The sequence below is a fragment of the Cyclobacterium amurskyense genome (genome assembly GCF_001050135.1).
Taxonomy (GTDB): Bacteria; Bacteroidota; Bacteroidia; order Cytophagales; family Cyclobacteriaceae; genus Cyclobacterium; species Cyclobacterium amurskyense.
In genome coordinates this window covers 1,749,209-1,770,830 of the sequence record NZ_CP012040.1, presented here as the reverse complement: position 1 = coordinate 1,770,830, position 21,622 = coordinate 1,749,209, and the positions used below count along the sequence as shown (strand labels likewise).

The window sequence follows — 21,622 nt, the reverse complement described above, 5'->3', positions numbered from 1 at the left end:
GAAGAACCTAAAACAGTAAGGTAATGAAAGACAAATTAAAAATAGATATCGTATCAGATGTGGTGTGCCCATGGTGTACCATAGGCTATAAACGTTTAGAAAAAGCCATATCTGAACTAGGAATAGAGGACAAAATAGATCTGGAATGGCAACCCTTTGAATTAAATCCTAATATGCCTGCCGAAGGACAGGATCTTTATGAGCATATTGCTGAAAAATATGGGAGCACAATGGAGCAGCAGAAGGAGTCTCAGGAAACCATGACAGATGCAGGAGAGGAATTAGGGTTTACCTTCGATTATTTTGAAGGCATGCGCATGTCGAATACTTTTGAAGCGCATGTTTTATTGGAGTATGCCAGAGAATTCGGCAAGCAAACAGAGCTAAAAATGCGACTTACCAAAGCCTTTTTTAGTGAGCGGAAGGATGTGTCCGATAGAGCGGTTTTAAAGAAAGCTTTATTGGATGTTGGTTTAAATGCTGAAGAGGCCTTGGCTAAATTAGAGGATCAGGAAGCACGCAAAGAAGTAAGGGATAAAGAGGCCTATTGGCAAAATATAGGTGTTAGATCGGTGCCAACAATTGTATTTGATAGGAAAAGTGCGGTAACAGGTGCGCAGCCTATTGATGTGTTTAAGAAAGTGTTGACCGAAATGTTGGCAATTGCATAATTTTCATACATTAACAAGTAGCGATAGGTAATGATTTTGTCAGTATTGGTGCAGAAAATAAGCAACAATACCGCCAAAATCATTTTACGTTCAGGAACCTAAGCAGGGGCTAAAAGCCCTTGGCTAAAAAAAAATCACCCCTTCTGGGGTTTTTAGGTTGATTAAATCTCACATTCTATTTAACATAGAAAATTATTTTAAGCTTTAAAGGATTAGAGAGAATCACCTTCGGTTGGAGTCAGGCTGTTCTTGTTGCGACAGTTCCTCTCTCTTATTTTTATGATTAGTAGGCAAGACTTTTTAAACCGCGAAAAAGCCTATAGATTAGTAGTGAAAACAATGGGCTATTCGATTTGATACAGGTAGCTCATTATAAGTTTCTAGTACTATGCCGCTACCCAAGCTTTATAAAAAACACCATGTAGATAAGGAACATACTTCCATTGGCCTTTTCGAAGCGCTTGATAAAAAGTACACCATTAAAAAGGTTTTCTACCCAGGTTCCCATGTTCACATTACCCCTTCGTTGATTTTTCGGGAGGTGATCTACGCGGATTCTTTTAAGGGTACAGACAAATTTTTTAAGGATAAAGAGACGGCTGCTTTTATCGAGCAAAATAGAAAGTATACAGCACCGCCGGTTTTTCGTTTTTACCAGCAAGACTACAATACTCCATTTGAGGAACTAGGCAAAGAGTTTGATCTTGTAATTTCCCAATATGCTGGATTTGTAGGGCAGGCAGTAAAGGCTTATCTGAAAAAAGGTGGCCTGTTGGTTTGTAACAATTCCCATGGAGATGCCTCAATGGCTTCATTGGACCCTGACTTTGAATTGGTCGCCGTCTATAGAAGATATGCGGATAACAAATTCAGCATTTCAGAGAAAAACCTGGAAGATTACCTCATACCTAAGCAGGGCGCTTTGCCAAGCAGGGAGCAATTGCTTAAAACCATGAGGGGAATAGCCTATACGAAAAGTCCTTCTGGTTATATTTTTAAAAAAATTAATGAATAAATTTTATCATTTTACATCAAGCATTAAAGTACTACTAGCCTTAGGTGTATTAATGGGAAATAGGCATGGACTTTTGGCTTTTAGGGATAAATTTGTAACACCATTAGAGGTTTTTTTAACCTATCCCCAAGAATAACGCAAACTGTAAACTAGAACATGAAAAAACGAATTACAGGTATAGGATTGATTTTTTTAGTGGGGATGGTATTCTTCATTTCCTGCAATAAAAAGATGGTATGTTCAACCTTATCGCTTACCACCTTGAATTCAGAGAGCGCACAAAAAAAGCCTTATTTACTATTGATATCTTTGGATGGCTTTCGATGGGATTATGTGGAGAAATACCGGCCTCCAAACCTGAGTGCTTTTGTAGATAAGGGAGTGAAAGCGGAATCACTGCTGCCAACTTTCCCTTCGAAAACCTTTCCTAATCATTATTCCATTGCTACAGGTATGTATCCTGACAAGCATGGTATATTGGGCAATGTCTTTAGCAGCTATGAGTATGGAGTGAATTTTAGTTATAAGGATAAAACAACGGCTACGGACGGGCGCTTTTATAAGGGCTCCCCAATTTGGCTGGAGGCAAATAAAGCCAATATGGTTACTGCCAGTTACTTTTTCGTAGGCACAGAAGCGGCTATCCAAGGTGTATATCCTACCTATTACCATACATTTGATCCCAGTATTAAAAATGAAGATCGAGTTGATCAGGCTATAAATTGGCTGGAAATGCCTGAAGAAAAGAAGCCGCATTTAATCTTGATGTACTTTGGTGACATGGATAAAACTGGCCATGATTATGGACCAGGGAATGAAGAGAAAATAAAAGAAGCGCTGTTTGAACTGGATAAAAGCCTGGGAGATTTATTTAAAAGAGTTGAAGCTACTGGTCTTCCTGTAAATATTCTGCTTGTTTCTGATCATGGTATGTCAGATCTATCTACCTCTAAAATTATTCCCACAGAAACCATTATAAACGACAGTTTATACTCATACCTAGACAATGGCACTATTGTAAATATCCATCCTAATGAAGGGGTTGATATAGAAGAAGTGATAGCGTATTTAAAGCCAAAAGAAGCTCATTTTAAAGTTTATAAAACTGAAAACACACCAGGTTTTGAATATAAACCCAAGAATGAAAATTGGGGATCCGTCCAATTGGTAGCAGATTATGGCTATTATTTTTTGCCAAAAGCGCGTAAAGAATCATTTATAAAAAGGGAGGTCAAGTGCATAGGTGTTCATGGTTATGATGCCAGCAACAAAGAAATGCATGGTATATTTTATGCAAATGGCCCTGCTTTTAAAAAAAATGGATACAGTATTCCGTCATTAGAAAATATTCATATTTACCCATTAATGTGTGAGATTTTAGGCCTACCCATACCAAAGCATATTGACGGTAAACTCAATAAGATCAAAGACGTTTTAATAAGTGATTAAACCCAAAATATGCAATAGACAATCTATTACCTGCTGAAATTGCTGCATCTACTATAGTTTTTCCTATGACCTTAAGTCCTGAATGACCAAATCCTTAACCCAAATATTAAACCCGAAATATGCAATAGACATTCTATTACGTGCTGAAATCGCTTTAAAATCAACCACTTCGTTGCTGTTTTCAATTTCACCATAGCGGTGCTATGCTAAAATATCCAAACAGCCTGATTTTCTTGCGATTGCAACACTTCCCGTAACACGGGACAGGCTATTACGAATCCTATTGCATAATCCGGGTTAAATCAAAATTGTTTGTTCACAAGCAATCGGGTTTCAGTCTTCCATTGGAATCATATTGTATCTGCCTCAGAATTTGAGCTATCCCGAATCCACAGTGTATTGGAGATTTTGACGCCCAAAGTCACCAAGGCCGTTCCTGATGGTTGGCAAAATATAGGCAGCATTGAGAAAACGGAAGATTGGATACAACAACGCAAAAGTGAAGGGGGTTTTTATGATATTGTACTTTCTGAAACAACTGAAATCATTGGCTTTTTATTTTTATACACTGTAATAGATTCCAAAGATTTGGGGGAATTAAGACTTGGCTATTTATTGCGCGAGGAAGTGTGGGGCAAGGGAATTGGGACTGAGTTAATCAATGGATTGGTGGAATGGGCCAGACAGACAAAGTTAATTGGGTCAATTGCTGGGGGAGTTGAAAAACAGAACCAGGGATCAATTAGGGTCTTGGAGAAAAATGGTTTTTATAGGTCTAATGAAGAAATGCCGGAGCAAATGTATTTATACAAATTTAAAATCTGAAATACCTATAAAATTGAAATGGACAATACTATAGCCTATATAGAAAAAGAGGTTTACAATAAATGTGGCCTTGAAATAGCTGACTTTAAAATGGAGCCTGAAAGTCAGGAGTACGCGGCTTGTCAATTCAAATTAAACGGGTGTCAGGTAATAAGCAGAAAGGCAAAAATAACACCCAAAAAGCAAGGGCAATTTGTGACTTTTTGGAAACGTTTTGAAAATGGGCCAATTGAGCCATTTAATGAAAGGGATAATATTGACTTTTTCATCGTGAACATAAGAGATGAAAGTAGGTTTGGTCAATTTGTATTTCCGAAAAGTATATTGATAAATAAAGGAGTGCTTACAACCAGCAGAAAAGAAGGTAAAAGGGCCTTTAGGGTATATCCATGTTGGGAAGAGGCCGCTAACCAACAAGCTAAACAGACCCAGAAATGGCAATTGAATTATTTTTACGAAATTACTCCGGATATGGACTTGAAAGCAGTTTTAGAATTGTATCGTGTTTAAAAAACAGAAATACTTATTAATGATGAAGAATACCTTTCTATTTTTAATTGGAATTCTTGCCTGCCTGTCATGCGATAACACAGAGATGATTCCTGATGACAAGGCGGCAGAAGAAGAATTGTATTTCCCCCCTAACAATGGAAATAATTGGGAATCCATTGATTTTAATTCTTTGAATTGGAATGAAAATGCCTTAGAAAATTTATACACCTACCTGGAAGACAATAAAACCAGGGCATTTATTGTCCTAAAGGATGGTAAAATTGCCATAGAAAAATATTGGGGAAACAATATTCTAAATACTGGGGCTTTTGAGGCAAACAGTTTGTGGTATTGGGCTTCAGCAGGGAAAGCATTGACCGCCTCGCTTGTGGGTGTGGCAGAAAAAGAGGGGCATATGAATATCAGTGATAAAACATCGGATTATTTAGGTGCCGGCTGGAGTTCCTTAAATTCAGACAAGGAGGATTTAATAAGCATCAAGCACCAGCTAAGCATGACTACTGGGTTAGATTACCAGGTGTCGGATTTAGACTGTACAGAGCCTTCCTGTTTGGAGTATAGGGCTGATGCTGGCACACAATGGTACTATCACAATGCTCCGTATACTTGGCTAGAACAAGTAGTGAGTAATGCCACAGGGATAGATTACAACAGTTATACCGATCAGAAAATTGAATCCATCACAGGAATGGATGGTCGCTGGATCCCTGTTGGATATAACAATGTGTATTGGAGCACAGCCAGGGACATGGCAAGGTTCGGTTTGTTGATATTGAATAAGGGAATCTGGAAGGACAATGAGGCAGTCTTTACTTCAGATTACTACGAGCAAATGGTGAATAGTTCACAAACCCTCAATCCATCTTATGGTTATTTGTGGTGGTTGAATGGTAAAAGTAAGATTCAGTTTCCTGGTACAGAAACAACCTTTAATATAGAGTTGTCTAGCCATGCCCCTGAGGATTTATTTGCAGGAATGGGTAAAAATGGTCAGTTTGTTGAAATTGTACCAAGTCAAAATCTAGTAGTAATAAGAATGGGTGAAGCCCCTAATGATGCCTTGGTTCCCATAGTTTTTCATGATGAAATGTGGGAAAAGATGAATGCGGTGATTAATGACTAGCTCCCTATGGAAGACAAACTTGAGAAAAAACAGGCATCTCCCTAAAGAGATGCCTGTGCTTTGATTACTAAGGCTGAATCGTCTTCTTCAGACTTTGAGCATAAAAAGGTGATTATTTTCCATTTCCAGCACGTTTTATTCTTGCCTTTACTTTCCAAGGGGCGTTCTTGTTCCAATTCCCGGCCATAATTGAACCATATGGAATCACTTCATCAATCACTGTTCCCAATCCATACTCACCCATTTGAGATCTTACACTCTCTGCGTTTTTATAGGCTGAGGGCAATTCTGAAATGTCAATTTCATTGGAGAAAAAACGAACATCTAGTCCTTCGGTTTCTTCAGCAAAAATCGCTGAAATAGGGGTGTCTCCTTTGTTTCTTTTATGTGCTGTCCTGCTTAAATTCCTTCCAGCTCCGTGTGGTGCAAAACCTAAATTATTTTCAGCAGATGTCCCTTCAACGATTAATACAGGTTCAGCCATGTTCAAAGGGATCAACCTTGGCCCTGTAATGTCTGGCATAAACTTATCATCCAATGGGGTTGCGCCTTTGGCGTGATAGAACAAGTCACCTTCTTTAAATACAAAGTTATGTTCATTCCAATACCTGTTTTTTATTGTTGCACCCACCTTTTGAGCGGTTGCATCGTGGATACAAATGTGGTTTTGTTTTGTCCATTCTCTAATTATTTGCAGTGCATTCCAGTATTCCTGACCATCCTCTGTCTCGAATGGAATCCAAGCATTTTGTTTCAAGGTCTCTTTTGAAATTTCATTTCTAAACCTTTCAGCTATTTTCATGGCTTTACCATATAATTTAGCTCCGACACCTCTTGAACCATGATGTGTTACCATCATGGTATTTCCTGTCTTTTTTGATTTTCCGATAAATAGAAAGTGATTCCCATCACCTTGAGTGCCCAGGTGTTTTCTCGCAACTTGAATTAGGTGCTTGTCATTCAATAACTTATTTCCTTCAAAGGCTTTTAACATAGATTCAGGAAATCTGTATTGCTCATTTCTCTCCCTACCACCTCCTCCGAAATGAGTGGACGCATGAGCGGCATCCATTAACTCCTTGGGATCAACTTCTCCAAAATCGCTCAACATTACTGAACAACAGATATCCGCACTGTGCATGCCTGGATGGATAGCATTTTTTGTGACAACTACAGCTCCCACAGGGATTGTTCCAATGGCTCCTGTAGGACAAGCATCAGGCATTATTGATCCGGCTACCACCGTTGGTGTTTTCATTACAGCCTTCATCGATTCAATCACTGTTTGGATATTTCTCTCTTCCAGTTCATTTTCAGCTTTGATGTTGATCGCAAATGGAATGACCTCAGTATGTAATTTGATCATTGGTTCAGCCTTGAATTGCTCAAGATATATCATCATGTCTTTTTCAGACATTTGGGTTTCATTGATATGATCAATCGCAGTACTAAACCATTTCTTTGGCTTAAACCCTAGTTTAATTAGGGTGTTTCCGTTGATGTTAATTCTATCCGACATGATTTGTTTTTTTATTACCTAACAAAGGTTTTTTTAAACTGCGCAATCATTTTGCGTAGTTTAAAAAAAATAAATACTTTAGTAGAATGGCACAAAATAAAAATGCCCTTATTCGGTACAAGACCATTGACAAATGCTTGCAGAACAAGTACCGTAGGTGGACACTTGAAAATCTTATTGAGGCATGTTCGGATGCACTGAATGAATACGAAGGGAGAGATTTCAATGTAAGTAAAAGATGCATTCAATTAGATTTACAGTTAATGCGAAGCGATAAACTTGGATACAATGCGCCCATAGTCGTCTACGATAAAAAATACTATCGATATGAAGATGAAAACTATTCTATAACAAATATACCATTAACAGAAAATGATATGGGCATACTTTCTGAAACAGTGGAGATGCTCAAACAATTTAAGGATTTCTCATTGTTTTCGGAGCTAGACGGAATCATACAGCGTTTAGAAGACAAGGTCTATTCCGAGAAAACGCATCAGACTTCCATCATTCATTTGGATAAAAATGAGAACTTAAAAGGCCTCAAAAACATAGATGTCTTGTATCAGGCTATATTGAAAAAGGTTTGTTTATGGATTACTTACCAATCCTTTAAAGCCCGGGATTCTTCTACCTTTACTTTCCACCCATTTATTTTAAAGCAGTTTAATAATCGTTGGTTTGTGGTAGGGCGGAAAAATGCAAAGGAACCCATCTTAACCTTAGCTATGGATAGAATTTTGTCCATTGACAAAAACCTTGCTATTCCTTACCTAGATGAAGACTTTGATGGAGATGCATATTATAAAGATACAATCGGTGTAACCGTGTTAAATGATGATCAAATTCAAGAAGTGGAACTTAAAATTGATAAAAACAATGCTCCCTATGTGATCACCAAACCATTTCATCATTCTCAAAAAGTAATCGATCGGTTGGCCAATGGAAGTGTAATCATTCATTTGAGGGTTCATCTGAATTTGGAGTTTGATAGGTTAATTCTGGGGTTTGGGGATTCGATAGAGGTATTGAAGCCTAAAGTTTTAAGAAACCGTATTAAAAGGAAACTAATAAAAGCTGCAAGTCAATATTAATCAGACAAAGTGTAATGGTAAAAGAGTGCTAGTTTGAACCTATTTTTCTGATATTAGTTACCGGTCAATTTTCTGACATTTATTGAATTATTAGGAAATGATTAGGTCGGATTGGAAAAGAAAGGCATTCGGTATATCTTTAAAATAATATCGAACTAACCAAGCTATAACATTAGGGATTAATCCCAGACCATTATAAAATGAAAAGTGTTTGCCTTCTTCTTGCTTCCTTTGTCCTGTGTTTTTTACCTGGTATTTACCCTGTAAATGCGCAGAGAGCTATAAGAGTAGCAGCGGCCTCTGACTTGAAATTTGCCTTGGATGAAATCATTGAGGTTTACACTGAGGCTACGGGAAAAGAAATAGTGCCCATATATGGGTCTTCGGGTAAACTCTTCGAGCAGCTTTCCAACAAGGCTCCTTTTCACCTTTTTATGTCTGCTGATGTTGCCTATCCCAAAATGCTTATCGCTAAAAGAATGAACGGATCTGATCTCCATGTTTATGGAGAAGGCAGGTTGGTGCTATGGAGCAGAAAAATGGACTGTAATGCGTCAACTATGGAAGGTCTTGGGAGTTTAAATGTTAAAAAAATAGCCATTGCCAATCCGGATCATGCACCTTACGGAATGCGTGCAAAAGAGAGCCTTCAGTTTTATGGTCATTATGATGCGGTCAAGTCTAAATTGGTGATGGGCGAAAACATTTCTCAAACGGCTCAATTCTTATCTACTGGAGCAGCGGATATTGGCATTGTTGCTTTGTCATTGGCCCTTTCACCAAGCATGAAAAAGTATGGTAAAAGGTATTTTCTTTTACCTGAAAACAGCCATGAGCCCCTGCTTCAGGGAGCAATGATTACCGAATTTGGTAAAGGAAATGCCGATGCCACTTCCTTTTTTGAGTTCTTGAAGTCTGAAAGTGCAGCAAAAATATTTAAGGCTTATGGCTTTACCCAAAAAGTGAAATGATGGATTTTGCACCCTTTATATTGACCCTAAAGCTGGCGACTTTGACTACTTTCCTCCTTTTCTTGGTAGGAATACCACTTGCTTACTGGCTTGCCTATAGCAAATATCGCATTAAATATGTGGTGGAGGCCTTGGTAAGCATGCCATTGGTATTGCCTCCCACCGTGTTGGGTTTTTATCTTTTGTTGGCATTTAGTCCCGAAAACCAAATTGGTAAATTTCTCGACCAGTATTTTGATCTTCGCTTGGTATTTACCTTTCATGGTCTGGTGTTGGCCTCGGTGATTTACAGCCTTCCTTTTATGGTTCAACCTTTGCGGTCGGGCTTTTCAGGAATACCTAATGCCTGGCTGGATGCAGCTAAGACCATGGGTAAAAGTTCTTGGGCTACGCTATTCCGGATTTTATTACCCAATATGAAGAATGCCTTGATCACTGCTGGGGTGCTCACTTTTGCCCACACTATTGGAGAATTTGGAGTTGTATTGATGGTGGGAGGAAATATCCCTGAGGAAACCAGAGTGATCTCTGTTGCCATTTACAATGAGGTGGAGGGAATGAATTATGCCATGGCCAATCAATACAGTTTACTCTTGATCGCCTTTTCTTTCACCGTCTTATTGCTCACCTATTTGATCAATCATCGCAAAAACAGCATGCTCTCTTATGATTGAGCTATCGCTTAAAAAATCCCTTTCCGGGGCAGAAGGAAAAATAGCACTAGCTATATCCTGCCAAATCCAGCCTGGTGAATTGGTTGGCTTGTATGGGCCTTCTGGTGCTGGTAAGTCTAGTGTGTTGCGAATGATTGCAGGCTTGATGCGTCCTGATGAAGGGGAATTAAGGGTTGGAGAGGAAACTTGGATATCTACTGAAAAGAAGCTGTTTTTGAGACCTGAAAAGCGAAACATAGGCATGATCTTTCAGGAGTATTCTATTTTTCCCAACATGACGGTTTACGAAAACCTTGTTTTCGCTTTGGATAAAGGTCAGGACAAGGGTTTTGTGGATGAATTATTGGTCAGTATAGGCATGGAAAAGATGGCAGGGCAATTCCCCATGAAACTTTCAGGTGGCCAAAAGCAGCGTGTAGCCCTTGCTAGGGCAATGGTAAGGAAGCCTAAAATTCTACTTTTGGATGAACCGCTATCAGCATTGGATATGGAGATGAGGAGAAGCCTGCAAGAATACATTGTTAAATTTCACCATGAATATGGGTTGACCACTTTATTGGTGAGTCACGATGCTTCTGAAATTACCCGTATGGCTCAGAGGGTATTGGTTTTGGAAAATGGACAATTTAGCTTTGATGGTAAGCCAGAGGCATTTTTTAAGACTTGACAATCTGGTTTTAGCTCACTTTAAGAAGACAACTGCTTAACTATTTAAGTTGTTAAGATAAAAAAAAAATACCATTGTCTTCACTTAGACAATGGTATTGGTATTAAACCCGAAATATGTATTCTATTACGTGCAGAAATCGCTTCAGATTTAGCCACTTCCTTGCTGTTTGGAGATTAGAACAATTTTCGTAAATACGAGACAGGCTTAACCCCTGACTATTGGCAGGGCGTGGAGATCCTATTACCTAATCCGGATTAAAATCAAGGCTATCTTTATCTAGACTTTTTTCTATTTTTGAAAAATGCCTGCTTTTTACGCTGTTTCTCCTTGTTAAATTCTTTTCGTTCCAATGCTGACATTGGCTTCTCAGTTTGAGGAAAAGGATTGTTGTCTACCTCAGTGATTTTTTGGTTGATAAGTCTTTCTATCAAGCGAACATACCCGTTTTCTTCTGGTTCGCAAAGAGAGATGGCAGTTCCAGATTCTCCAGCTCTTCCTGATCTACCGATTCGGTGAACATAGGTCTCAGGATCTTCGGGCACATCATAATTGATCACGTACTGTAGCTTGTCGATGTCTATACCTCGGGCCGCAATATCAGTAGCAACAAGTACACGAATGGTGCCTTCCTTGAATTGACTCAAGACTTTTTGTCGATGATTTTGCGCTTTATTACCATGTATGGCTGCGGCATTGATGTTTTTGCTTTTTAAGTTTCGCGTGATCTTGTCCGCACCATGTTTGGTTCGGGAGAAAAGCAATACTTGATCGATATCCTTGTTTTCCAATATATGGAAAAGCAAGTCCTTTTTAGCGTCCTTATTGGTATAATAGACTTTCTGTTTTACTGTATCAGCGGCAGAAGAAACAGGGTTTACTTCAATTTTGACAGGATCTGTAAGGATATTGTCAGCCAATGAAACGATATTGTCCGGCATGGTTGCGGAAAAAAACAAGGATTGTCTTTTCTTTGGCAATAACTTCAAAAGTTTTTTGATGTCATTGATAAAGCCCATGTCCAGCATGCGGTCCGCTTCATCAAGAACAAATATCTTGATGTGATCCAGTTTTATAAAACCTTGGTTAATAAGGTCAAGTAATCTGCCGGGAGTAGCTACTAAAATATCAACACCCCTTCTGATTTCATTGACTTGAGCGCCTTGTTTCACACCGCCAAAAATAACAGCATGCTTTAATTTTGTGTATTTTCCGTAAAATTCAAGATTTTCATCAATCTGAATGGCCAATTCTCTTGTTGGAGTGACGATGAGTGACTTGATGGCCAATCTTCCTTTGTCATTGTTTTTTTCCGTGTGGAGCAGTTGGATGATAGGAAGAGCAAAGGCTGCTGTTTTACCAGTACCTGTTTGTGCACTTCCTAAAATATCTCTTTTTGCGAGGATTTTTGGAATTGCCTGCTCTTGTATGGCAGTGGGTTCCTTGTAGTTTCTTTCCTGAAGTGCTTTCAGGATAGGGGATATAAGTTCTAATTTTTCGAATGTCATGCTTAACTTTTTATAATGGCTTTTGGTGCCGGTATTTTGCACCCCTCTTTAATAATTTCTTAGAGTGCAAATAAATAATTGGCCCATAAGGCCGGTTTTGCCCATTTTTACAATAGTTGTTTTTTTAATGTTTGAAATAAAAACTAAAGCCGAAAATGAGGGCCAGCTCCGACTTCATATTTGGGGGATTCCTTTATTTGGTCCTCCAACTTGTCTTATTCTCCTGTTATTTCAACATTCACTATAAAAGCAATTGCAAATTGGGACTTAATAAAGTTCGTAAAGGTAGGTAGATTTATTGGATTGATGGAATCTTAAACCGTTTTAAATCAAGAACAAGCTATCTATGACAATGTTAAAAATTGAATTTCTTATAAAGTAGTCACCCAAACAGCTTTTATCTACAACTTATTGGTCTGGTGTTTTGTGCTAATTAATGGTACACCTGATTCGGGAAGATTAAGTATTTAAACGCAAGGGGGCTAACTTTGTTCGGTATATTTATTATTATAATGGAATGTATACCAATAATACCTGAAGATCTATCTGATATTGATTATTGAGGTATATCGTTGAATATTCGGTTTTGACTTTTTGAGGAATGGAGATGTCAAGGTTTCTTCATTGGTAGCTTTATTTTTAAAAATACAGGTTAAGAACTTTCGATGCCTTATATGGGTTTTAAAGGGATAAATTTCAAAAGAATGCAAAAGGAGAAATTATTGCTTTGGACATTAGCGGCCATCAATTTTACGCATATCGTAGATTTTATGATTTTGATGCCACTAGGTCCTCAACTGATGCGTATTTTTGAAATTTCACCTCAGGAATTTGGGCTCTTGGTGTCTTCCTATACTTTTAGCGCAGGTGTTAGTAGTTTTTTTGGCGCTTTTATTTTGGATAAATACGATCGAAGGAGCATTTTAATGTGGGTTTTTCTTGGCTTTCTAGTAGGGACCTTGGCTTGTGCTTTATCACCAAATTATCCTTTTTTATTGTTTTCAAGAATCTTATCTGGGCTTTTTGGTGGTTTGACTTCGGCCTTGATCTTTGCAATTATTGGTGATGCCATACCGGATAGTAGAAGAGGTCGGGCAATGGGTTTGGTAATGGCAGCCTTTTCTGTAGCCTCTGTGGTAGGTGTGCCATTCAGTCTTTTTATAGCCAGTATTTCCAATTGGCATGCTCCTTTTTTCTTTCTTGCTTTTCTGGCATTGGTGATTTTATTCTTGATTTATAGATTTGTACCTTCCATAAAGGTTCCGAAAATTGAAGGAAAAGCCAAGCCCAGTCCACAACAAGTGATTAGACGGGTTACCAGCAATTCAAATCAGATGAGGGCCATCTTCCTAACAATACTCATGATGCTTGGGCAGTTTATGATTATCCCATTTTTAAGCCCATTCATGGTGGCCAATGTTGGTTTTTCTGAACTTCAACTGACTTATATCTATATGGCAGGAGGGTTTTTCACTGTTTTTACATCACCCTGGGTCGGCCGGCTTACAGATAAATATGGCAAGGTTAAAATTTTTACCATATTTATGAGCTTAAATGTAGTTCCAATTGCTATAATAACCCATTTGGGGCCTACTCCTATTTTGTTGGCATTGGCGGTATCAACCCTCTTGTTTGTCACCTCAAATGGACGGATGGTGCCTGCTGCTGCCTTGATTACCGGCACAGCTAAGTCCGAAAATCGGGGTAGTTTCCTAAGTTTTAATTCTGCAGTGCAACAATTAAGCGCTGGGCTTGCATCCTTTTTTGGAGGGATGATACTGGTTGAAAACACGGATGGAAAACTACTAAACTTTGAGTACATAGGGTATATTGCCATAATAATTAGCTTATTATGTATTCCGCTTATAAGGAGAATTAGGGTGGTTGATGCTTCATCTTCTAAATAATGAGTTTTTAGTTAAAATGTTGTTTGTAAGAAGAAGTCATAAGTTTGTTATTATTTTAATGAATTATTAAAAATAATATTTTACATTTACGTAATGGGTAATAGGAATAATTTTTAACCCACCCTACAAACAGTTAACCTTTATTTATAAATGACCGGAAGATTTTACTATCGGGGTTTGGGATTTTTCCTGAATACCATGAATAGTGTTGCGCCATCTCTAAGTGGTAAATTAGGCTTTAAGTTTTTTTGTTCACCCTCACGTCGCAAGATCACGAAGTCTCAATACAAGTTTCTTCGTACTGGGGAAGAATCAGATATTATGTTCAAAGGGAAATTAATCCGTCACTATCGATGGGGGAATGGGCCAAAGAAAATTTTATTTATTCATGGATGGCAAAGCTTTTCCTACAGATGGCAACAATATATTGAATTACTTTCTAAAAAACCTGAATATACTTTATTGGCCTTTGATGCACCAGCGCATGGGCAGAGTGAAGGCAAGCATTTTACTGTTCCCGATCATGCATCGCTTATAAATAAGTTATTGAATGAATATGGTTCTGTTCATGCGATAGTATCCCATTCTATTGGAAGTTTTTCTTTTTTTTATGCCCAAGCGAAACACCAATTACCAACTATCAATAAGGTTATTGCTTTGTCAACTCCCGGTAGTGCTACTGAATTTATTGGGTTTTATAAAAAATCATTGAAATTGAAACCTGCTACAGTAAAAAGCATAACTGAGGAATTTCAAAATGTTGCTGAGGAGGATCTAGAAAAGGTTAGTCTTCCTTATTTGGCAAAGAGTTTATCCATTCCTGGTCTTATTGTACATGACCAAAAAGACGCATTAACTGATTTTAGTAATGCCCGTCTTCTTCATCAACACTGGCCACAAGCTGAGCTCATGACCACTACTGGATTGGGTCACCGATTACGTTCTCTTGATGTGGTTAATGCAGTGGGTGAATTTATTGATTAGTAAGCTTTAAACCCGAAATATGCAATAGACATTCTATTACGTGCTGAAATCGCTTTAAAATCAGCCACTTCGTTGCTGTTTTCAATTTCACCATAGCAGTGCTATGCTAAAATCTCCAAACAGTCTGATTGTCTTGCGATTGCAACACTTCCCGTAAACACGGGACAGGCTATCACCCCTGACAATTGTCAGGGCGGAGAAATCCTATTACATAATCCGGGTTTAAAGCCTGTTGGTCAGGATAAAAAACCTGGCCAATGGCGTTTACTGCCTTTGGCCAGGAGAATTCACCTTAGCAATTCTGTTTTACTCCAGTTTAAACCTTATAGGAAGTTTCAATTTCACATTTACATTATGTCCTCTTTGGATTCCGGGAGTCCAATCGGGTGAATTTTTAATTACCCTAAGAGCTTCCGCATCCAAGTCTGGATCGATACTTTTAATTACGGATGGATTTATTATTCTTCCTTCTTCGTTGACTATGAACTCCAAGTAAACCGTTCCTTCTATTTTTTTATCTCTAGCGGACTGGGGGTATTTAAGGTTTTGGCTTAAATAATTGTTCCAGCCTTCCATACCCTGTGGAGGAACAGGCATAACCTCAACAATATCAAATATTTCATTTGGAAGCAAATTCTTGGTATTTGCTTCATTTGCTGTCATTGCTACTTCTATTATTTCATCCTTTTGCTCGCATGAAACCAAGGCAAACAGGCATATAAATACTGGTAATGCCAAAGCATATATACTTCGTGCGGTCCATTTTGATTTGGGTTGTGTCATCATTGTAAGTCTTTTTTTGATTTGAAATTGATTGAAATTATGTACTAGTAAACCTGTATTTTTTGTCTTTGTAAGGTTGAGTAAAAGCCTTGCGTATTCTTCTAAAGGATAGGACTTTGTCATCTTTTCATCCACCTGGTATTCATGCAATACCTCCAGGGCCTTTTCATACTTGCTATATATAGGGTAAAACCAGAAAACTACCTTTACTACCTGTAGCAACAACCTGTCCCAGCTATGCTTGTAGTCTGCATGTGTGGTCTCATGGGCAATGACCCAATCGACATTCTGTTGGGACTGAAGTGCGCCTTCAGGTAAGAAGATAAAGTGGAAAAATGAAGAGGGCTCAAAAGTAGGGTGCTCTAAAAGGAGGTATTTTCCTTTATAAGTAGTTTTGGCTTTTTTGGTTTGAACCATTATAGAAACCAAGCCTAAAAGAAATTGGCCAAGGACCAATATTACTCCTATAAAGTAAACACCAACTATCAAATTGCTTATTGAAAAGGCTTTAAAGGAGTTTTGAAACTGATTTGAACTATTCAATTCAAATGTTGGCAATTGTATAGAAATGGTTTCATTGGGCAAATTTATACCATTGATTCCCGCAAAGTTTAATGCAGGAAAAACCAAAGCTACAAGCAGTGAGCAGAGTAGAAATGTCCTATTCCATGCAAAAAAGGTGTTTCTTTCGAGGCAAACTTTGTAAAATACCCAAAGTAATGTTAAACATATGCTGCCTTCCCACAAGTAATTGATAAGGTTTGTCATGATGATTTCTTTTTAAGGTTCTCTACCATTTTTTCTAAGTCCTGAATATCTTTATCCGATAGTTTGTCCTCTTTTACCATAAATGACAAAACATTTTTGGCAGAACCTTCAAAGTAGTTTTTCACTAGAAGGTTAAAGCTGCTGTGCTGATAAGCCTTTTTACTTATTATTGGAAAATACTCATGGGTATTGCCATAGGTCTTATGGTCCAGGTAGCCTTTGTTCTCCAGTTGCTTGATCACTGAGGCTAGGGTCGTATAAGGAGGTTTCGGTTCAGGGAATTGATTCAAAACATCTCTGACAAGTGCTTTTTTCAGTTCCCAAATGATTTGCATCACCTGTTCCTCGTTGTTCGTTAATGCTTCCATAATTTAAATGTAGTAAATAAAAATTAGTTTATCTACGTAAAAATCGTAAATCTACGAAAAATACGTAAAATATGTCTTGAGCATGCTTGTTTTAGTAAAATTTCGAGTTTTATTAATGTGTGTTACAATGTTTGGCCTAATCGCTTATAAATAGTAGTCTTAGGTTAGATCGATCTCTGATTCATAGTCAAAAAAGCGCACCCTATTGGGAAGGGGAGAAGTACAAATACTCACTGCATAGGATTGATCCATAAAAAAGCTTCTGAGCTGCCAATTGGTTTTGTTGGAAAGGGAGGGGAACATAAATTCTTGGTACTGGTCTAAGCAAGTGAATTGGTTTAGGGTTTCGACTATGCCTATGCCTGTTGCTTTTAAAAAAGCTTCTTTTCTTGTCCAAAATTTATAGAATTCGGCAATTGGGTCATAGGAATCCTTAATTACTTTAAGTTCATTGCTGTGAAAACATTGTTCCAATAGGGAGTCAGTAATGAAATTTCCTGCTATTTTCTCCAAATCAATCCCTAATTCCTGAGAACCAAATGCAATAAAAACCCATTCTCCAGAATGGCTAAGGTTGAAATGTAGCTTATGATGAATGGGAATATAGGGTTTACCATTCATGCCAATTTGGAAAATAACCTGAGAGGCCTCAATATTTAAATATTGTGCAACTAGCATTTTTGTGCAGGCCTGTCCAATAATAAAACTATTTCTATCCCTTTCATGTAAATACTTTGATGCCTTCATTTTTTCTTTAGCTGTCAGTTTTTTTTCTAAATGTGACAGTTCGACTAGAGGGAGGTTAAGTCTTATTCGCCATAAGTGAACTTCCTTGCTATGAAGCTTAGAGCATGTGCCTGGGCTCCAAATTGGGGAAGGAATTTGTTCACAATTTATGGTTGCCAGATTCATAAAGGGTTTCATTTAGCCTTGGGTAACTTTACATTTACAGCCTGATTTTCAGGAAATCCCTATTAAATATAAATAAAATATTGCCTTCATTTCAAGTTAGAGAAATTAAGCTTTAAGGGATAAAATTGTCTTATATTTTGGTATTATGATGAATTTATCAAATTATAAAACAATCATAATCTGAAAATTGAATTTTATTGCTAAAATTTTGCTTCTTAAAGTATTTTCTAGGTATTTTGATATTATATTTTTAATATTATATTGTTTTTAAGCCTAAAGCTTACTTTTTTAAAATGAACAACAGCGATACTAGCATCCGGGGTACAAGCCTGGAAGGTAAACAATTTTTAATTGTAGACGATGATCCCATAATTAGAATGGTAATGGGATCAATGTTTAAAAAATGGCATAATACATTTGTAGAAATGGCCGTTGATGGAGAGCAGGCACTGGAGAAATTACAGCAAGGCTATTTCGACCTTATCATTATGGATTTACAGATGCCAGTTTTAAATGGTTATCAAACAGCCAAAGCAATTCGTGGAGGAGTTTGTGGTGAATTTTACAAAAAGATCCCCATTATTGCTGTTACGGCTGACCTTTCTGAGGTTGCCAAATCACAAACCCTTTTGATGGACAATGTTTTGACAAAGCCATTTAACAATGACTCCCTGCAAACGGCGATTCGGAATTGTCTTTTTTCCGAACCAAATATGAGCAGGAAGATGGGTTAAGAATTAGCCAATAGAACTACTAAGCGCTTTATGTTCCTTGGGTTTAGAAAACCATGACACGTAAAAACCTGATTATTCATCAGTTAAAACTTGGTTTGAAACCAGTTTCTATCCGCAAAAAATCAAATTGATATGCTATTAACTTGAGTTCCGTTTTAGAATGGAATGAATGGTAATGCTGATTTTTATAGTGGCATTTGATAGCTGTCTGACCAAATAAAGGTCATCTTAGAGAAAGTCCTAGGGCACAAGCTTAGCTTATTAGCTAACTTCTTGATGGAATTGGGCAATCCTTCTTCATTATCTGTCCTAAATGATTCTATATTGTTAGGGCTTGGTTATCTTTGGCTAATCAATATTATTAATATTCAAACCCCTGAATGTTCATGTCTATAGTGCGTTACATCCTTGTTTTTAGTTTTATCGTGTTAGGACAGGCCTGTAATAGGAGCGACCATCAAAATCAAAACAAGGACAAAGCCTCTCCCAAAATTGAGCAGAAAAAAGAGGTGTTACAAAACCCATTAGATAAGCCGGCAAATGTTTTGGCCAAGACTTATTGTGCGGGCTGCCATTTGTATCCCGAACCGAATCAGCTGGATAAAAAGACATGGGAAACCATACTTCCTAGAATGGGTCATTTTTTTGGTATTTATGACTCGGACACAACCAGGTTAGGACTATTAGAAGGTGGTCGGGCAGGAGTAATTGTAGAGCGTGCAAATGTTTTTCCAAAAAGCCCTACCATAGATACTTTGATTTTCAATAAAATTAAAGCCTTTTACCTGGAACAGGCACCTGAGCAACTTCCCAATTGTCCTATTAAGGAAATTAAAAAAAACCTGGATTATTTTAAGCTGCATAAGCCTGCTAGTAAAACAAAGAACCCCATGCACTTGATGGTTAGTATAATTGGGCCTAACCAATGGTACATCAGTGATGCAGGAAGGTCTACTTTTTCGATTATGGACAATAAGTTTAAGGTTCAGAAAACAGCCTCTAGTCCTGAAGGTACGGTATGGGTACATCAAGGTAAGGAATATTCTTATGCGCTGGTTATAGGCACATTTAACCCAACAGATATGGACCTTGGATTTGTCATGCGCCTGCCCAATACTCCTGGTCAGGTAACAAAAATCATGGCCAAAGACTTACAAAGACCTGTACATATGGACATGGGAGACCTTGATGGGGATGGATTGGAAGACATGGTCATCGCTGAATATGGGAAAAATACAGGAAGCCTTGGATGGTGGAAACAAGGTCCTTCAGGAAACCTTCAGAAATTTGTGTTAAGAAACAAACCCGGGGCAACCAAAGCCTATATCCGTGACCTAAATAAAAATGGTAAAAAGGACATCGTTGCGCTTTTTGGACAAGGAGATGAGGGTATTTTTATTTATCACAACCAGGGAAATGGTAAATTTGCAGAAGAGCCTGTATTGAGGTTCCCTCCTACCTATGGATCAAGCTATTTTGAACTGTTTGATTTTAATGAGGACGGTTTCGATGATATTATTTATACTGCCGGGGACAATGCAGATTATGATCCTATCAGTAAGCCTTATCATGGCATTAGGATATTTATGAATGATGGTAGCAACCATTTTAAAGAATCCTTTTTTTATCCCCTTAATGGGGCTTACAAGGCTATTCCATCAGATTTTGATCAAGATGGAGACATAGATATCGCTGCAATAAGCTTTTTCCCAGACTATGAAAAAAGTCCAGAGGAGAGTTTTGTTTATTTAGAAAATAAGGGAGAAATGAATTTTGAGGCCCAAACCTTTGCCGGAAGTACCGATGGGAGATGGATGGCCATGGATGCAGGAGATATGGATGGTGATGGAGACCTTGATATTTTGCTGGGCTCAATGATTTTCGGCACAGATCATACACGGTATTTCGAAAAATGGTCAGATGGAACCCTTCCCTTTGCCTGGCTTGAAAATACGAGCACGAAATAGAATGGGCCTAAAAGGGTAGGGTTTAGTTTACTTTTCTCTACTGCCTTACTAGGCCTATGTATTCAAATGCCTCTATTTACTTTGCTTAGGTATTCCCCTCTGAAGAAAATATTGCCACATCCAGGTTAAATACTAGCTTTTCCAAAGGGAAAGTTGGGTCAAATTATTTTTTCTTGGAATTATAAGCTTCCTCGTATGGAGACCAGATTTCGTAGATTGGATCGCCTTTTGAGCTTAAACCTGAATGGTGCCATTTTCCGTCAATGACTTTATAATCAAATTCAAGATTTGCACCCACGCGACTGTCATCTTTTGAAAAGAAGGTGATTTTCTCAGTGTATTTCCCATCCTTTGCTTCATATTCACCTCCTCCTGTACCACTAAAGGCTTTTGTTTCAGAATTGAAGGCAATCCATTGAAATCTGCCCCCACTTAAGATTTTCACTGTTCTTCTGGCTCCTGGAATCATTTCTGAAAGTTCATCCCCTCTTTTTCTTCCGGTAATTACCCAGTTTCTTGTAAGATCATCAGTTTCTTGCGAGACCCTCTTCCATATTTCAATAAGGTCTTCTCCTTTTATTTTTGTAGAAATAATCAGCCTGTCATTCGCAAAATCCAATGTGTATCGATTGGTGGTTCCAATTTGTTCAGGATCAAGAGTCAAAAAGTCCAAGTGTTCATTGTAAACATTTCCTTCCAATGTGTATTCCCCTCCCCCGGCATAAAGAAATTTATCTCCTTTTAATTCTTTGGCTCCAAAGGAAAAGTAACCATCCTGGTAAATTTTTATAAATTCTTTGTCAGTAATCGCTTCTCCATTTTGATGGGTTAAAATCCATGCACCTTCCAATTCCTGAGACATAAGTCCAGTAGTAATGGTAAAGCAGATCATTAATAGGATTGATTTCATAACTCAGACTTTATTGTTAAACTTAAATTTAATTATTTATTGATACAATATCACAACACATCGATATAATTCTTGTTTTAGTAATAAATATACTGGAGGATATTGTAGAAGTTGTTTTTAATCTATACAATGCTTTAATCTAGCGCATTTTCATTGGGGTAGATTAGGCTTATGGTTAAACCCAAAATATGCAATAGACATTCTATTACGTGCTGAAATCGCTTTAAAATCAGCCACTTCGTTGCTGTTTTCAATTTCAC

The 21,622-nt window shown here is 37.8% G+C and carries 20 protein-coding genes; 14 read left to right on the top strand and 6 right to left on the bottom strand.

What is annotated here, in order from left to right:
• Positions 1 to 23 precede the first annotated feature (23 nt).
• The 6 genes from CA2015_RS07125 to CA2015_RS07100 all read left to right on the top strand — a co-directional run bounded on the left by CA2015_RS07125 (position 24) and on the right by CA2015_RS07100 (position 5,596).
• A complete protein-coding gene (locus tag CA2015_RS07125; protein WP_048641286.1) occupies positions 24 to 671 on the top strand; it encodes a DsbA family oxidoreductase in 648 nt (215 codons plus the stop codon).
• A 388-nt stretch (positions 672 to 1,059) separates the two neighbouring features.
• Positions 1,060 to 1,686, top strand: a complete 627-nt coding sequence (locus tag CA2015_RS07120; protein ID WP_048641285.1) for a hypothetical protein — start codon at positions 1,060 to 1,062, stop codon at positions 1,684 to 1,686.
• 156 nt (positions 1,687 to 1,842) lie between these two features.
• A complete protein-coding gene (locus tag CA2015_RS07115; RefSeq protein WP_048641284.1) occupies positions 1,843 to 3,135 on the top strand; it encodes an alkaline phosphatase family protein in 1,293 nt (430 codons plus the stop codon).
• Positions 3,136 to 3,447: 312 nt separating this feature from the next.
• The gene (locus CA2015_RS07110) at positions 3,448 to 3,960 is read left to right on the top strand and encodes a GNAT family N-acetyltransferase (RefSeq protein WP_084011686.1); all 513 of its coding nucleotides are present in this window, start codon (positions 3,448 to 3,450) and stop codon (positions 3,958 to 3,960) included.
• A gap of 18 nt (positions 3,961 to 3,978) precedes the next feature.
• On the top strand, positions 3,979 to 4,470 hold the full coding sequence (locus CA2015_RS07105; protein ID WP_048641282.1) for a MepB family protein: 492 nt from the start codon (positions 3,979 to 3,981) through the stop codon (positions 4,468 to 4,470).
• Positions 4,471 to 4,489: 19 nt separating this feature from the next.
• Positions 4,490 to 5,596, top strand: coding sequence for a serine hydrolase domain-containing protein (locus CA2015_RS07100; RefSeq protein WP_240477938.1), 1,107 nt, complete (start codon positions 4,490 to 4,492; stop codon positions 5,594 to 5,596).
• A gap of 112 nt (positions 5,597 to 5,708) precedes the next feature.
• On the opposite strand, the gene CA2015_RS07095 is transcribed toward CA2015_RS07100, so the two are convergent.
• Complete coding sequence (locus CA2015_RS07095; protein WP_205749806.1) at positions 5,709 to 7,115, bottom strand: RtcB family protein; 1,407 nt, start codon at positions 7,113 to 7,115, stop codon at positions 5,709 to 5,711.
• Between the two features lie 86 nt (positions 7,116 to 7,201).
• Here CA2015_RS07095 and CA2015_RS07090 point away from each other — a divergent pair, with 86 nt between their 5' ends.
• The 4 genes from CA2015_RS07090 (at position 7,202) to CA2015_RS07075 (ending at position 10,521) form a co-directional block, all read left to right on the top strand.
• Entirely contained in the window at positions 7,202 to 8,209 is a 1,008-nt protein-coding gene (locus CA2015_RS07090; RefSeq protein ID WP_048641281.1) for a helix-turn-helix transcriptional regulator, read from the top strand.
• A gap of 200 nt (positions 8,210 to 8,409) precedes the next feature.
• The gene (gene modA / locus CA2015_RS07085; protein ID WP_048641280.1) at positions 8,410 to 9,180 is read left to right on the top strand and encodes a molybdate ABC transporter substrate-binding protein; all 771 of its coding nucleotides are present in this window, start codon (positions 8,410 to 8,412) and stop codon (positions 9,178 to 9,180) included.
• Positions 9,180 to 9,854 (top strand): molybdate ABC transporter permease subunit, encoded by a 675-nt coding sequence (gene modB / locus CA2015_RS07080; protein WP_048644403.1) that lies wholly within the window; start codon positions 9,180 to 9,182, stop codon positions 9,852 to 9,854. The genes modA and modB overlap by 1 nt, the downstream gene beginning before the upstream one ends.
• Entirely contained in the window at positions 9,847 to 10,521 is a 675-nt protein-coding gene (locus CA2015_RS07075; protein WP_048641279.1) for an ABC transporter ATP-binding protein, read from the top strand. Before modB ends, CA2015_RS07075 begins: the two co-directional genes overlap by 8 nt.
• A 275-nt stretch (positions 10,522 to 10,796) precedes the next feature.
• On the opposite strand, the gene CA2015_RS07070 is transcribed toward CA2015_RS07075, so the two are convergent.
• The gene (locus CA2015_RS07070; RefSeq protein WP_048644402.1) at positions 10,797 to 12,029 is read right to left on the bottom strand and encodes a DEAD/DEAH box helicase; all 1,233 of its coding nucleotides are present in this window, start codon (positions 12,027 to 12,029) and stop codon (positions 10,797 to 10,799) included.
• 704 nt (positions 12,030 to 12,733) lie between these two features.
• Between CA2015_RS07070 and CA2015_RS07065 the strand changes: the two genes are divergently transcribed.
• Both CA2015_RS07065 and CA2015_RS07060 read left to right on the top strand, forming a co-directional pair.
• Entirely contained in the window at positions 12,734 to 13,936 is a 1,203-nt protein-coding gene (locus CA2015_RS07065) for an MFS transporter (RefSeq protein ID WP_048644401.1), read from the top strand.
• 150 nt (positions 13,937 to 14,086) lie between these two features.
• Positions 14,087 to 14,920, top strand: coding sequence for an alpha/beta fold hydrolase (locus CA2015_RS07060; RefSeq protein ID WP_048641278.1), 834 nt, complete (start codon positions 14,087 to 14,089; stop codon positions 14,918 to 14,920).
• 306 nt (positions 14,921 to 15,226) lie between these two features.
• Here CA2015_RS07060 and CA2015_RS07055 read toward each other — a convergent pair whose 3' ends face one another.
• The 3 genes from CA2015_RS07055 to CA2015_RS07045 all read right to left on the bottom strand — a co-directional run bounded on the left by CA2015_RS07055 (position 15,227) and on the right by CA2015_RS07045 (position 17,751).
• Positions 15,227 to 16,471, bottom strand: coding sequence for a M56 family metallopeptidase (locus CA2015_RS07055; RefSeq protein ID WP_048641277.1), 1,245 nt, complete (start codon positions 16,469 to 16,471; stop codon positions 15,227 to 15,229).
• Entirely contained in the window at positions 16,468 to 16,839 is a 372-nt protein-coding gene (locus CA2015_RS07050) for a BlaI/MecI/CopY family transcriptional regulator (protein WP_048641276.1), read from the bottom strand. Before CA2015_RS07050 ends, CA2015_RS07055 begins: the two co-directional genes overlap by 4 nt.
• Before the next feature lie 159 nt (positions 16,840 to 16,998).
• Positions 16,999 to 17,751 (bottom strand): 4'-phosphopantetheinyl transferase family protein, encoded by a 753-nt coding sequence (locus tag CA2015_RS07045; RefSeq protein WP_394332062.1) that lies wholly within the window; start codon positions 17,749 to 17,751, stop codon positions 16,999 to 17,001.
• 293 nt (positions 17,752 to 18,044) lie between these two features.
• Here CA2015_RS07045 and CA2015_RS07040 point away from each other — a divergent pair, with 293 nt between their 5' ends.
• Entirely contained in the window at positions 18,045 to 18,485 is a 441-nt protein-coding gene (locus CA2015_RS07040; protein WP_048641274.1) for a response regulator, read from the top strand.
• Between the two features lie 386 nt (positions 18,486 to 18,871).
• On the top strand, positions 18,872 to 20,452 hold the full coding sequence (locus tag CA2015_RS07035) for an FG-GAP repeat domain-containing protein (RefSeq protein ID WP_048644400.1): 1,581 nt from the start codon (positions 18,872 to 18,874) through the stop codon (positions 20,450 to 20,452).
• A 163-nt stretch (positions 20,453 to 20,615) separates the two neighbouring features.
• Here CA2015_RS07035 and CA2015_RS07030 read toward each other — a convergent pair whose 3' ends face one another.
• Entirely contained in the window at positions 20,616 to 21,362 is a 747-nt protein-coding gene (locus CA2015_RS07030; RefSeq protein ID WP_048641273.1) for a hypothetical protein, read from the bottom strand.
• Positions 21,363 to 21,622: the final 260 nt, after the last annotated feature.

Bases quoted from the DNA above. Each gene is read 5' to 3' on its own strand.
- CA2015_RS07125 (WP_048641286.1), top strand. From the start codon at position 24: ATGAAAGACAAATTAAAAATAGATATCGTATCAGATGTGGTGTGCCCA.
- CA2015_RS07120 (WP_048641285.1), top strand. From the start codon at position 1,060: ATGCCGCTACCCAAGCTTTATAAAAAACACCATGTAGATAAGGAACAT.
- CA2015_RS07115 (WP_048641284.1), top strand. From the start codon at position 1,843: ATGAAAAAACGAATTACAGGTATAGGATTGATTTTTTTAGTGGGGATG.
- CA2015_RS07105 (WP_048641282.1), top strand. From the start codon at position 3,979: ATGGACAATACTATAGCCTATATAGAAAAAGAGGTTTACAATAAATGT.
- CA2015_RS07100 (WP_240477938.1), top strand. From the start codon at position 4,490: ATGATGAAGAATACCTTTCTATTTTTAATTGGAATTCTTGCCTGCCTG.
- CA2015_RS07095 (WP_205749806.1), bottom strand. From the start codon at position 7,115: ATGTCGGATAGAATTAACATCAACGGAAACACCCTAATTAAACTAGGG.
- CA2015_RS07090 (WP_048641281.1), top strand. From the start codon at position 7,202: ATGGCACAAAATAAAAATGCCCTTATTCGGTACAAGACCATTGACAAA.
- modA (WP_048641280.1), top strand. From the start codon at position 8,410: ATGAAAAGTGTTTGCCTTCTTCTTGCTTCCTTTGTCCTGTGTTTTTTA.
- modB (WP_048644403.1), top strand. From the start codon at position 9,180: ATGGATTTTGCACCCTTTATATTGACCCTAAAGCTGGCGACTTTGACT.
- CA2015_RS07075 (WP_048641279.1), top strand. From the start codon at position 9,847: ATGATTGAGCTATCGCTTAAAAAATCCCTTTCCGGGGCAGAAGGAAAA.
- CA2015_RS07070 (WP_048644402.1), bottom strand. From the start codon at position 12,029: ATGACATTCGAAAAATTAGAACTTATATCCCCTATCCTGAAAGCACTT.
- CA2015_RS07065 (WP_048644401.1), top strand. From the start codon at position 12,734: ATGCAAAAGGAGAAATTATTGCTTTGGACATTAGCGGCCATCAATTTT.
- CA2015_RS07060 (WP_048641278.1), top strand. From the start codon at position 14,087: ATGACCGGAAGATTTTACTATCGGGGTTTGGGATTTTTCCTGAATACC.
- CA2015_RS07055 (WP_048641277.1), bottom strand. From the start codon at position 16,471: ATGACAAACCTTATCAATTACTTGTGGGAAGGCAGCATATGTTTAACA.
- CA2015_RS07050 (WP_048641276.1), bottom strand. From the start codon at position 16,839: ATGGAAGCATTAACGAACAACGAGGAACAGGTGATGCAAATCATTTGG.
- CA2015_RS07045 (WP_394332062.1), bottom strand. From the start codon at position 17,751: ATGAATCTGGCAACCATAAATTGTGAACAAATTCCTTCCCCAATTTGG.
- CA2015_RS07040 (WP_048641274.1), top strand. From the start codon at position 18,045: ATGAACAACAGCGATACTAGCATCCGGGGTACAAGCCTGGAAGGTAAA.
- CA2015_RS07035 (WP_048644400.1), top strand. From the start codon at position 18,872: ATGTCTATAGTGCGTTACATCCTTGTTTTTAGTTTTATCGTGTTAGGA.
- CA2015_RS07030 (WP_048641273.1), bottom strand. From the start codon at position 21,362: ATGAAATCAATCCTATTAATGATCTGCTTTACCATTACTACTGGACTT.